The 12,152-nt window shown below is 63.3% G+C and carries 8 protein-coding genes and 2 pseudogenes; 6 read left to right on the plus strand and 4 right to left on the minus strand.

Annotated features, from left to right (window positions below):
• From DY467_RS24665 to DY467_RS24680, 4 genes and pseudogenes are all read left to right on the plus strand, one after another.
• A pseudogene (locus DY467_RS24665) lies at window positions 1-607 on the plus strand (DNA primase); the annotation flags it as partial.
• A gap of 259 nt (window positions 608-866) precedes the next feature.
• Window positions 867-2,963: an RNA polymerase sigma factor RpoD gene (gene rpoD, locus DY467_RS24670; protein WP_164639638.1), complete on the plus strand. Its 2,097-nt coding sequence runs from the start codon at window positions 867-869 to the stop codon at window positions 2,961-2,963.
• A 15-nt stretch (window positions 2,964-2,978) separates the two neighbouring features.
• Window positions 2,979-3,314, plus strand: coding sequence for a DUF1902 domain-containing protein (locus DY467_RS24675; RefSeq protein ID WP_246701637.1), 336 nt, complete (start codon window positions 2,979-2,981; stop codon window positions 3,312-3,314).
• Window positions 3,314-3,511 carry a type II toxin-antitoxin system HicA family toxin gene (locus DY467_RS24680; protein ID WP_013503820.1) on the plus strand — a complete coding sequence of 66 codons (198 nt, stop codon included), beginning with the start codon at window positions 3,314-3,316 and terminating at the stop codon, window positions 3,509-3,511. The genes DY467_RS24675 and DY467_RS24680 overlap by 1 nt, the downstream gene beginning before the upstream one ends.
• A 107-nt stretch (window positions 3,512-3,618) precedes the next feature.
• Here the strand turns inward: DY467_RS24680 and DY467_RS24685 are convergent, their stop codons facing one another.
• A complete protein-coding gene (locus DY467_RS24685) occupies window positions 3,619-3,942 on the minus strand; it encodes a HigA family addiction module antitoxin (protein WP_164639640.1) in 324 nt (107 codons plus the stop codon).
• Between the two features lie 395 nt (window positions 3,943-4,337).
• Window positions 4,338-6,637: pseudogene (locus DY467_RS26905) on the minus strand (AAA family ATPase).
• Window positions 6,638-7,118: 481 nt separating this feature from the next.
• Between DY467_RS26905 and DY467_RS24695 the strand changes: the two are divergent.
• Both DY467_RS24695 and DY467_RS24700 read left to right on the plus strand, forming a co-directional pair.
• Window positions 7,119-8,132 carry a sensor histidine kinase gene (locus DY467_RS24695; RefSeq protein ID WP_205502779.1) on the plus strand — a complete coding sequence of 338 codons (1,014 nt, stop codon included), beginning with the start codon at window positions 7,119-7,121 and terminating at the stop codon, window positions 8,130-8,132.
• Between the two features lie 240 nt (window positions 8,133-8,372).
• Window positions 8,373-10,136, plus strand: coding sequence for a sensor domain-containing diguanylate cyclase (locus DY467_RS24700; protein ID WP_164639648.1), 1,764 nt, complete (start codon window positions 8,373-8,375; stop codon window positions 10,134-10,136).
• Window positions 10,137-10,386: 250 nt separating this feature from the next.
• Here the strand turns inward: DY467_RS24700 and DY467_RS24705 are convergent, their stop codons facing one another.
• Both DY467_RS24705 and DY467_RS24710 read right to left on the minus strand, forming a co-directional pair.
• On the minus strand, window positions 10,387-11,238 hold the full coding sequence (locus tag DY467_RS24705; RefSeq protein WP_164639650.1) for an SDR family NAD(P)-dependent oxidoreductase: 852 nt from the start codon (window positions 11,236-11,238) through the stop codon (window positions 10,387-10,389).
• A 187-nt stretch (window positions 11,239-11,425) separates the two neighbouring features.
• On the minus strand, window positions 11,426-12,152 hold a 727-nt coding region (locus DY467_RS24710; RefSeq protein WP_164639652.1), incomplete at its 5' end, for a beta-ketoacyl-ACP synthase III.

Consider the following 12,152-nt stretch of genomic DNA (forward strand, 5'->3'; position numbering starts at 1 on the left):
ACCGACGCCGATGCTGGGCCGCGGCCCCTACCAGATTGCCAGCCCGGACCTGATCGCCAGCCCGATCATGCGCGGCCAGCGCTCGGCGATGTCGCGCCGCGAGGCCCTGATCCTGATCTCGCTGCTCAACCACCCCTGGCTGCTCGACGACCATCTGGAGGAAATCGCCGCGCTGGAATTCGCCCATCCGGAGGCGCACCGGCTGCGGGCGGCGATCATCGCCGCATTCGCCCAGCATCACCACCGCGGCGACGATCCCCCCGAGCAGGCCGAGAAGCTCCGCGCAGATTTGGTTAAGGCAGGATTATCCGAGCAATTGCAGCGGGTTGAGCGGGCGATTACGACCTCGGCGGTGTGGGGGGCGGGCCCCAAGGCGGCGCGCGAGGACGTCCTTTCGACGTGGCAGCAACTCGTTGCCTTGCATCGACAATCCCACTCCTTACTTAGGGAATTGAAGGATGCCGAGCTGGCTTTGGGTGAAGACGGCAGCGAAGCGAATATGCGGTGGTTGAACGACGTCAAGGCGCGCCTGGCGCAGGTCGAGGGGACCGAGGCGCTGATCGAGGGATTCGGCGAATCCTCCGGCCGGTTCCAGCGCAGCGTGTGAGGCGGTCAGCGGAAGGCCCCGGGCGGGCGGAGAGTCGAAAAGACTCGCCAATCCCCGGATTTAGCTGCAAAAACAGGGTTAGTAAGGGCTTAACGGCATTCCGGTAGAAGGCCTTCGGGCGACCAATTTGGGTAACCAGCGAGCGGGATCGTGCGGGGTGGCGCAGGCGGGCGCCGCCCTTTGTGCGTCTCTCCCGATAAGGCAAGTTTTCATGGCGGCGCGGTGACGCCTCGTCCGTGAGCGCGTTCAGGAGCAGTGGATGGCCAGCAAGGCGAAGACGGTTCAGGTGCAGGACAAGGACAAGGAAGACAAGGTAGACGCGCCGGAGAAGGACTCCGTCGACGCTCCCTCGCCGCTCCTCGACCTGTCGGATGCGGCCGTCAAGAAGATGATCAAGCAGGCGAAGAAGCGCGGCTTCGTCACCTTCGATCAGCTCAATGAAGTGCTGCCCTCCGACACCACGTCGCCGGAGCAGATCGAAGACATCATGTCGATGCTGTCCGACATGGGCATCAATGTGTCCGAGGCGGAAGACACCGAGGCCGAAGAGGAAGAGGCCAAGGAAGAGGCCGACGAGGAGCTCGACAACGATCTCGTCGAAGTCACCGCCAAGGCCGTCACCGAGACCAAGAAGTCCGAGCCCGGCGAGCGCACCGACGATCCCGTCCGCATGTATCTGCGCGAGATGGGCACCGTCGAGCTGCTGTCGCGCGAGGGCGAAATCGCCATCGCCAAGCGGATCGAAGCCGGCCGCGAGGCGATGATCGCCGGCCTGTGCGAGAGCCCGCTGACCTTCCAGGCGATCATCATCTGGCGCGACGAACTCAACGAAGGAAAGATCTTCCTTCGCGACATCATCGATCTCGAAGCGACCTACGCCGGCCCCGAGGGCAAGAACAACATCGGCGAGCCCGGTGAGGAAGCTGTTGCCGAAGGCGAGGGCGGTGCGCCCGCGCACGTCGCGCCGCCGGCGGCTCCGCCGTCCGCCACCCCGTTCCGTCCCGCGCAGCAGCGCGGCGCCGCGCCGGCCGAAGGCGAGGGCGAAGGCGCGCCCGAGGGCGACGGCGACGACGACGAGTTCGAGAACCAGATGTCGCTCGCCGCGATCGAGGCCGAGCTGAAGCCGAAGGTGGTCGAGACCTTCGACAAGATCGCCGACAACTACAAAAAGCTGCGCAAGCTGCAGGAGCAGGACATCGCCAACCAGCTGCAGAACGAGCAGCTGTCGCCGTCGCAGGAGCGCAAGTACAAGAAGCTGAAGGACGAGATCATCGTCGAGGTGAAGTCGCTGCGCCTCAACCAGGCCCGTATCGACAGCCTGGTCGAGCAGCTCTACGACATCAACAAGAAGCTGGTGTCGTTCGAGAGCCGCCTGATGCGGCTCGCCGACAGCCACGGCGTCGCCCGCGACGACTTCCTGCGCAACTATCAGGGCTCGGAGCTCGATCCGCGCTGGCTCAACCGGGTGTCGAAGCTCTCGGCCAAGGGCTGGAAGAACTTCGTCCACCACGAGAAGGACCGGATCAAGGACCTGCGCCAGGAAGTGCAGTCGATGGCGGCGCTCACCGGCCTCGAGATCGGCGAATTCCGCAAGATCGTGCACTCGGTGCAGAAGGGCGAGCGCGAAGCCCGTCAGGCCAAGAAGGAGATGGTCGAGGCCAACCTCCGCCTCGTGATCTCGATCGCCAAGAAGTACACCAACCGCGGCCTGCAGTTCCTCGATCTCATTCAGGAAGGCAACATCGGCCTGATGAAGGCGGTCGACAAGTTCGAGTATCGCCGCGGCTACAAGTTCTCGACCTACGCCACCTGGTGGATCCGGCAGGCGATCACCCGCTCGATCGCCGATCAGGCCCGCACCATCCGCATCCCGGTGCACATGATCGAGACGATCAACAAGATCGTCCGCACCTCGCGGCAGATGCTCAACGAGATCGGCCGCGAGCCGACCCCCGAAGAGCTCGCCGAAAAGCTCGGCATGCCGCTGGAGAAGGTCCGCAAGGTCCTGAAGATCGCCAAGGAGCCGCTGTCGCTCGAAACCCCGGTGGGTGACGAAGAGGACAGCCACCTCGGCGATTTCATCGAGGACAAGAACGCGGTGCTGCCGATCGACGCCGCGATCCAGTCGAACCTGCGCGAGACCACCACCCGCGTGCTCGCCTCGCTGACCCCGCGCGAAGAACGCGTGCTGCGCATGCGCTTCGGCATCGGCATGAACACCGACCACACGCTGGAAGAAGTCGGCCAGCAGTTCTCGGTGACCCGCGAGCGTATCCGCCAGATCGAAGCCAAGGCTCTGCGCAAGCTGAAGCATCCGAGCCGGAGCCGGAAGCTGCGCTCGTTCTTGGATAACTAATCACCCCATCGCGTCATGGCCGGGCTCGTCCCGGCCATCCACGTCTTTGGAGTTGCGACGTTTGAGAACGTGGATGCCCGGCGCGAGGCCGGGCATCACCATCGACACGAGGCGACGATGTCGAAACCGGTCATCTTCACCGTGTCCGCCGTTTGGGACGCCGACGCAGGCGTCTGGAGCGGACATTGCGACGACATCCCGGCAGCGGCCGACGCGCCGACGCTCGACGCGTTGCTGGCCAAGATCGAAGCCATGACGCTGGACCTGTTGCCGGATAATCATCCCGGCGTCGATCCGGCGTCGGTTTTTTTGCAGATCACCGCTTTGCGTGAAGCGCTCCCGGCGGCCTGATGGCGCCGCAGTTTGACCGCGAATTGAGAGACCTGCTGCGGGCAGCCGGCTGCACGCTGGTTCGCCAGGGCAAGGGAAGCCACGAGATCTGGCACAGCCCGCTCACGAATCGAAACTTCGCCGTTCCGGTCGGCATTCCGAGCCGTCACACCGCGAACGCCATCCTGCGCCAAGCGGGGCTGCCGAAGGCTTTTTGAGCCGCGAAAGCAGATGCGTAAGCGCCGTAGGTTGGGGGAGGCGCAGCCGTAACCCACCATCAGCACACGTGGCCAATGTCGCCCTCGCGTCTGCGCCTACGGGGCTGCTATTCCGCCGCGCCCGCGTAGCGCGCAATCTTGATATCGCCGGCGCGCTTGCGCGCCTCGGCGATATCGAAGCTGTTCTGCATGCGCATCAGAGTGTCCATCGACACGCCGAACGCCTTTTCGATGCGGAGCGCCATCTCAGGCGACAGCGACGCGCGCTCGTTCAGAACTGCGGACAGCGCCGGCCGGGTGACGCCCAAGACTTTCGCGGCTTCGGTGACGGACAGCCGGAGCGGTTCGATGATCTCGTGCTTCACGAAGCTGCCGGGGTGTACCGGGCTTTTCATCCGAAGGTCGGTCTTTGTCCGTATCGTCGGTCTCATCAAAGCACCCTAGCCCGTAGGATGGGTCAGGCGAAGCCGTAACCCATCATTTCCGCAGCGGCGCATGACGCCTTCGGCTTATGCACCCTACGGGCCGCGGCTGCCGATCCGCAACGAGACTTACTCCCGCACCAAGCACGCCCCAGCCGCAGCGCGCCCCCTCTCCCGCTTGCGGGAGAGGGCTGGGGTGAGGGCGACACGAGCACTGACTCAGCAACTCTGGACGCAGCCGCAGCGCGTATCTTCGGAGCCAGCGGCGTCGGCTCGTAGGGTGGGTTAGGCGAAGCCGTAACCCACCGCTCCGATCGCGGCGGATTACGCCTTTGGCTAATCCAGCCCCACGGGCTGCGCGTCTTCTATGGCCGCAGCGCGACACGTAGGCCGTCTGACATCATTTAGCGACACAAGCGCTTCAGTCCGGCAAGATGCTTGCCATCGACATGATCCATCATCTCGAGGAGCACACATGCTGCCGCGCGCGTTTCCTCCAGCGTCATTGACGAGAACGAGAGTAAGTCATCCAGATTGTCCGAGTGCGACTCGACCTGAGCCAATCTTTCTAATGCGGCGAGGCGGTCCCTATCGAGACCGGGATAATCTGTACAGAGCTTTGCAAGCTGGCCCGTGAGCCCCGAACTGCCGGGGCACTTGAAGGCAAGGAATACGTCGAGCACTCGACGGAGTACGTTCGGGATCATGTAGCCATGATCGTCATAGATGTTTGGGTTTTCGGTGAACCTGAGGATGTGGCTGAACAGAAAATGATACTCTGAATCATACTCCCGCAGTAGCTTTGACATCTCTACAATATTCGATGATCGCCTGTCCTGCCCTTCCGGAATGGCGGTATCGATGAAGAGAAATATCGCTGTGGGATCCTTCCCGTCTGCCGGCCTCGCACGCCCTTTCCATGCTTTGCGAAACTCGTTCATGCATTGCAGATTGTGTGTCAGCACGAACAACTGTCCCGCGCCGTTCAATCGATTCCGCACCAGCGAGCATGCATAATTGAGCGCCTTTGTGTCGAGGCTGGAGACAGGATCGTCGACGACAACAATCGTATCCTTTAGCTTGCGTCCTTCCGCTTCGATCGAAGAGAGGAAGTAGGAAATTGCGATCGCCGTCTTTTCGCCCTCGCTAGGCACACCTTTAATAGGTCTGCCATGGCGTCTGAGCTGGTAGCCCTGTTCCACAGGATGGACCGTTAGCTCATGATGGCCTAGATAGGAGGCAATAAGCTTGTTGATCGCGCCAGCGGCGGGGCCATGCTCCTTGATCTGCTGCCGTAGCTGGTCAGCGGAAGTGGTAAGTCGCTCAAGCTCTTTGCTGGCGGCTGAAAGGCTTGCCTTCGCGTCTTCAAAATCCTTGGCATAGTCGCGTAGTCCGTCTGGCACTCCGCGATGAAATGCTTGCGGATCGCCACTTCGGCGTCTTCCTTATGCTTCGAGAAGTCGCCAACGACTCCATTGTGCGCGGCGATGGTGGCGTTCATAGCGTCAATCGCCTGAGCTAAGCTCTCAACTGCCTCCGCCACATCGGCCTGCGATGCCACGGTTGACATATCGGCGGGCGTCGCCGGACGTTCCCGCTTTTGCGCCAAGACATCTCGAAGGTTGCCAAGGTGTCCGCGAACCGAACGCACCGCCTTGGCAACGCGGTCTCTGGTATCCTTGAAGCCGGCTCGCAATTCCGTCGCCAGCGCTTCCGTCGCAGGTACAAATTCCTCGAGCTGCTCCAGCGATGAGAAGACGGTCTCAAGGCGTTCGGCGGTCTTTACGAGCCGCGCGACGAAATCGTCGACTTGACTGTCAAATGCCGATGCGAGGAGCGCCTTTCGCTCGTTCAGAATCGTATTGCCACAGAATAAGCAGTCTTTGAGTCCATTGGCCTCATGAAACTCCTGACCACGTTTCAGCCACAGCAGCATGTCCGGAAAACGCTGCACCTCGTCGAGCGCCACCATAGTAAGCGACTGGGCGCAAATGTCCGTTATGAATTGGTAGGCTTTCTTGATGCTGGCAGACTCAAATTCCAACGGTGCGAGTCGCGGCAATGGTTCATCCAGACGCCTCGTATCCTCTGCTGCCTTGAGCTCGGCATCGGTCAAAGCCGTAATGCCGGCCGTCTTCCACGCTTCATAATCTTTCGCAAGCGCCGGGGCTTCATATTTTCGACTGCCGAGATGCAGGCGAGCGGCGATGATTTTGGCGCGGTCGCGTTTGAAATTGGCGAAGCTCTTGTCCGCGGTCTTTTCAACGGCCTCGGCATTGGTCTTCGTCGCCGCCTGCTTTGTAATTTGACCTTCGATCTTGGCTAGCTCAGCAGCAGCTTCCGCCTGATCCGCGCCAATAAAGAAGACAGGGCTTGCGTGCCCCGCTGTCCATTGGAGATTCTGCTCGACATAGTCAGCATTGAAGACCAGCAGGCGACGTTCAAGTCCTGTCGGCTTCTCAGGGCAGCCGAACTTGGTTCCGTCGTCTAATGTTACTTCGAACGAGCAACCATCCGGCAATTTCGGGTGAAGCGCGCCCGCTTCGAGGCTGGCAAACAGACGAGAGAGCGTGCTCTTTCCTGAGCCATTGAAGCCGTAGATAAGATTGTAACGTCGCAGCGAGAGAGACGGTGATCGTACACTACGGTCCGCAAAGATGCCCATGCCTTGCATTGACTGCAAATTCGTGACGATTGCCGACATCTACCCCCCATCTCAACTCTCAGCGACGAGACTTCGGATAGAAATCATATCCGCGAGGGGAGTCCAAAGGATATGATTTCGAAAGCGGCCGGAATAATTTCAGAGGATTTCCGACCTCTCGGTCGATAGCAATTGGAGGGGTGAAACAAGACTAGTTATCATACTCACTCAGTCTAGCGCGAAGCGCGCTGGTGGCGACCCTGCCGCCAAGCTGGCGGGGCTCGACAACGCACACGGGTGCCTCGACATCATCTGCGGGTTCATCAGCCAGCTGACCGAATCGGTCAACGTCACGTGGCTGGTCGGCGGGTCTTTCCAGGAGTGTGCGAATCCCGGCGACACGGCAGGCGCCAGCGACGTGCGCTTCACAGTCGACATGCCAGCGGGGGATGCCGCTGCCGATAGCTAGCCCCCCACCTGTCCTTCCAGTTCCGCTTCCGCCATACTCTCCGCTCCACGTGTCGAATCCGTAGAGCCTGCTTTGGCGCGACTTAAAGTCTGGGACATCATTCACGCTACGCGGCGGCTGCGGTCGCTAGGGCTGCTCGGCGATCTGGCGGCGGTGGCGGCAACCGGTGCGGCGCTGCTGCTGCGTATGGTGCTCGATCCGGTGCTGCCGCCGGGCTTTCCCTATTTGACCTTCTTTCCGGCCGACGTTCTCACCGCGTTCTTCTTCGGGCTGCGGCCCGGCATCATCTGCGCGGTGCTGAGCGGGCTGGCGGCGTGGTACATCTTCATTCCGCCGTTCTTCAGCTTCGACCTGTCGCCGCCGACCACGATCGCGCTGGCGTTTTACGTGTTCATCGTCACGGTCGACATCTCGCTGATCCACATCATGCACCTGGCCGCGGCGCGGCTGCGCGCCGACGCCGAGGAGACCGCGCGGCTGTATGAGCAGCAGCGGACGATGTTTCAGGAGCTGCAGCACCGCGTCGCCAACAACATGCAGTTCGTCTCGGCGATGCTGCGGCTGTACGCCAAGCGCGCCGGTGACGATCCGGCAGCGATGCTGACGGCGCTCGACGACGCGCGGGTGCGGCTCGACGTGATGTCGCGGATTCACCGCCATCTCTACGACCCGGCCAACGTCACCCGGCCGGTCGGTGAGTTCTTCCAGGATCTGTGCGCCAATCTCGGCGATGCGGCGGGCGCCAGCGACGTGCGCTTCACGGTCGAGATGCCGCCGGTGCAGTTCGATCTCACCAAGCTGACGCCGCTGTCGTTGATCGCCGTCGAGATCGTCACCAATGCGCTGAAGCACGCGTTTCCCGACGGCCGCGGCACCATCACGCTGCGGCTGGTGCAGGACGGCGAGCGCATCGTCTTCACCATCTCCGACGACGGCAAAGGCATGACGCCGGCCGAGGCCCCCGGCGCTGGTAACAGCCTCGGCCTCAAGATCATCCACAACCTCGCCGCCCAGATCGGCGGCCGCATCAGCTACGACGCTGGCCCGGGCACCACTGCCCGGATCGAATTCGACCGGGCGAGCTAGAGCCAAGCCGCCGCTTCGGCGCCGTTCAAACGATCGAGGCGACGGCGCATGTCTTGTCGAGATGTCTGGTGGAGCTGCCTGATTGATTTTGCGGCGATCGATGATCACGGCGAACGGCACTGAAGCGTGAATCATTAGTGAAGCATTCAGATCTGAATTGTATCTGGTGCATTCTGCGCAGCCGCGTCCGGCGGTCGCTCGGAGCGATGGCTTGTTTCGGCGGAGATGACACGAAGCCCGATGCGCGGTCTCTGGAATCAGATTGCCACCAGCCTCAAGACCCGGTTTCTGGTCGTCACCATCTGCGTATTCGGTCTGGTCGCCCTGCCGGCCTATGCCGCGTTCGAATTCCTCACCCGCAAGACCGCGGTCGCGCTCGGCACGTTGTTCGCCGAGAAGCAGGTGCTGTTCGACCGCTACCGCGGCCTCGAGGCGCTGACCCGGGAGGTCTCGCTGGCCGAGACGGTCGCCCGGTCGCCGGCGGTGCGCGCCTGGGCCCGCGACGAGGCCGACCCCGCCAAGACCAAGCTCGGGCTGGCCGAGCTCGAGCATTACCGACTGTCGTTTCACGACAAGAGCTATTTCTTCGTCGTCGACGGGTCCGGCAATTACTACTTCAATAACGCCGAGAACGCCTACGACGGAAACCAGCTTCGCTATCAGGTCAAGCGCGACAATCCGCGCGACGGCTGGTATTTCAAGACGATCGCGGCCGGACAGCCCTGCCAGCTCAATGTCGACCGCGACGACCATCTTGCCGTCACCAAAGTCTGGATCAACTGCGTCATCGCCGAGCAGGGCCGGATTCTCGGCGTGATCGGCACCGGCGTCGACCTCACCGAATTCATCAGCGAGGTTGTGGCGCTGCCGCAGACCGGTGTCACCAGCATGTTCGTCGATCATGCCGGCGCCATCCAGGCGCATCGCGATCCGGCGATGGTCGATTTCCACAGCCTCACCAAGGACACCAAGACCAAGAAGACGATTTTCCAGCAGGTCGACAGTCCCGCCGACGCCGCCGAACTCGGCGCCATGATGCGGCGCGTCTCCGGCGGCGCCGCGGCGGTGGAATCGCGCTTCATGAACATCGGGGGGCGCGAGTTCCTGGTCGGAGTCGGCTATCTCGACCAGCTGGGCTGGTTCAACGTGACGCTGATGGACATCGACGCCATCATCGATCGCAGCTTGTTCACCCCGATCGCGTTGTTGCTGATCGTGATGATGACGGCGGCGGTCGCGCTCGTCACCATCCTGTTCCGCCGGGTCGTGCTCGATCGGCTCGCCACCGTCGAGGCGGCGGCGCGGCGGGTCGAAGACGGCGACTTCGACCATATCGTCGTCGACCGGGGCAGCGACGAGATCGGCCGGCTGTCGCGCACCTTGTCGGGCATGGCGCACGCCGTGCGCGATCACACCCGCATTCTCGAGGATCTGGTCGACGAGCGGACTGAGAAACTGCGGCGTCTCGCCAATGTCGATCTGCTGACCGAGATTCCCAACCGCCGCGGCTTCACCCAGGTGTTCGAACAATGGCTGGCCGCCTCGCCCTTGGCGCCACGGTCGGCCGGGCTGCTGCTGATCGATCTCGATGGATTCAAGGACGTCAACGATGTGTTCGGCCATCTGGCCGGCGACCGGCTGCTGTGCGAAACCGCGCGGCGGCTGGCGCCGCTCCTCACCGAGCGGGACAGCTGCGGCCGCTGGGGCGGCGATGAGTTCGTCGTGCTGGTCGAGGATCGCGATGCGGACGCCCTGCGAGAGCTGTGCGCGCGGATGGTCGCCGCGATGAACGCCGCGCCGATCCGCTCCGACGATGGGCAGGACATCGCGCTGACGGTCTCGATCGGTGCCTGCCGGGTGGTCTCGGGCGGCTCGATCGACGCTGCCTTTGCAGAGGCTGATGCGGCGCTGTACGCCGCCAAGCGCGCCGGCCGCAACCGCTTCGTGCTGTTCGACGTGGGCGCCGGGTCAGCGCTCGGCGAAGTGGTGACGGCGCAAGCTTGAGCCGGAGTGCGCCTCAGAGCCCGACCGGAAAACAGCGCAGTGAAATCAAGCACTTTCGTTCAACCCGTCATGCCCGGCCTCGTGCCGGGCATCCACGCCTTGTAGCGAACGCAGCAACACAGGCGTGGATGGCCGGGACAAGCCCGGCCATGACGAAACTCATCGGCAATTGAACGGCTCATCGGAGCCTTTCAATGAGCTGCCTGCATTTCCGGCCAGGCTCTCAACAAGACGCTCGCGCCCTGGCTTGTTACTTCCCCTCGACGAATGCCCGGAAGCGGTCGGCCCAGGCCGGGTGCCAGCGCGACAGTGCGGGGCGGTTGTCGATGATGTCGCCGGCGGCCCAGGCGATGCGGCGTTCGTCGAGGCTGCGGGGCACGTCGTTGTCCGGGCACAGGATGTAGAAGTCTCCGTCCTCGAGCCGCGCCAGCATGAAGTCGACGGTCTGCTCGGCGGTCCAGGCGCCGGCCGGCTTCTCGCTGCGGCCGCGCGCCGTCAGCGCGGTGAAGACGAAGCCGGGGATCAGCAGATGCGCCGTCACTGCGCAGCCCTCGGTGGTGCGCAGCTCGTGCGCCAGCGCTTCGGTGTAGGCTTTCACGCCGGCCTTGGAGACGTTGTAGGCCGGGTTGCCTGGCGGCGTGGTGATGCCCTGCTTGGAGCCGGTGTTGATGATCAGCCCCGGCCGGCCGCGGGCGATCATGCCCGGCGCGAAGATCTGCGAGCCGTGGATCACGCCCCACAGATTGACGGCCAGGATGCGCTCATAGGCCTCGCGCGGGCCGAGCGCGGTGCTCGGCGGCTCGATGCCGGCATTGTTCATCACCACGTCGACGCCGCCGAACCGCGCGGTGACGGCGGCGCGCAGCGCTTCGAGCTGGTCGGGTTTGGCGACGTCGGTTTCCTTCGCCAGCACGTCGTCGGCGCCGCCGCCTGCGACATGCGCCAGCAGTTCGGCGGCGCGGGCGAGGTGATCGGCATTCAGATCCGCGATCGCCACCTTCATGCCGGCCTGCAGAAACCGCTTGGCGGCCGCAAAGCCGATCCCCGATGCGCCGCCGGTGACCACGGCGACCTGATCCTTGGCGATGGCGGGATGCGGCATGGCGGTCTCCTCGAGGCGGATGGCGATGCCCGGGAGATAGGCGTAGCGGCGGAAGACGCAAGCCGGGGGGACAAGCGGACTTTGATCGTCATTGCAAGCGAAGCAATCCAGCGACGCCGTGTCCTGGCTTCTGATCGCTTCGCCGCTTCGCGCCTCGCAAGGACGGGCAGAGCGCGACGTCGGACTGTTACCGCTTCTGCACGAACACCGTGCCGGCCGAGTAGCCTGCGCCGAACGAGCAGATCAGGCCGAGGTCGCCTTGTGCCATGTCGTCCTGGTGCTTGTGGAAGGCGATGATCGAGCCGGCCGACGAGGTGTTGGCGTAGTCGTCGAGGATGATGACGTTCTCGTCGCGCGTCGGATCGCGGCCCAGCACCTTGCGGCCGATGATCTCGTTCATGTTGATGTTGGCCTGGTGCAGCCACATCCGCTTCAGGCCGTGCGGATCGATGCCGATCTCGCGGGCGTGCTCGATGATCATTTCCGAGACCAGCGGCACCACTTCCTTGAACACCTTGCGGCCCTGCTGCACGAACAGCTTGTCGACATTGTCGCGGCCTTCCGGCCAGGCGCGGTTGAGGAAGCCGGCGTTGTTGCGGATGTTGTTGGAGAACTGCGTCTTCAGCTTGGTACCGAGGATCGACCAGCCGCCGTTTGCATCATCGGCGCGCTCGACGATCGCCGCGGTGGCGACGTCGCCGAAGATGAAGTGACTGTCGCGGTCGCGGAAGTTGAGATGGCCGGAGCAGATCTCCGGATTGACCATCAGCACCGCATCGACCGAGCCGCCGCCGACGAAGTCCGCAGCGGTCTTCAGCCCGAAGGTCGCCGACGAGCAGGCGACGTTCATGTCGAACGCGAAGCCGCCGAGGCCCAGCGCGTTCTGCACCTCGATCGCCATCGCCGGATAAGCG

The sequence above is a fragment of the Rhodopseudomonas sp. BR0G17 genome (genome assembly GCF_010907025.1).
GTDB lineage: Bacteria > Pseudomonadota > Alphaproteobacteria > Rhizobiales > Xanthobacteraceae > Rhodopseudomonas > Rhodopseudomonas palustris_H.

Bases quoted from the DNA above. Each gene is read 5' to 3' on its own strand.
- rpoD (WP_164639638.1), top strand. From the start codon at position 867: ATGGCCAGCAAGGCGAAGACGGTTCAGGTGCAGGACAAGGACAAGGAA.
- DY467_RS24675 (WP_246701637.1), top strand. From the start codon at position 2,979: ATGGCCGGGCTCGTCCCGGCCATCCACGTCTTTGGAGTTGCGACGTTT.
- DY467_RS24680 (WP_013503820.1), top strand. From the start codon at position 3,314: ATGGCGCCGCAGTTTGACCGCGAATTGAGAGACCTGCTGCGGGCAGCC.
- DY467_RS24685 (WP_164639640.1), bottom strand. From the start codon at position 3,942: ATGAGACCGACGATACGGACAAAGACCGACCTTCGGATGAAAAGCCCG.
- DY467_RS24700 (WP_164639648.1), top strand. From the start codon at position 8,373: ATGCGCGGTCTCTGGAATCAGATTGCCACCAGCCTCAAGACCCGGTTT.
- DY467_RS24705 (WP_164639650.1), bottom strand. From the start codon at position 11,238: ATGCCGCATCCCGCCATCGCCAAGGATCAGGTCGCCGTGGTCACCGGC.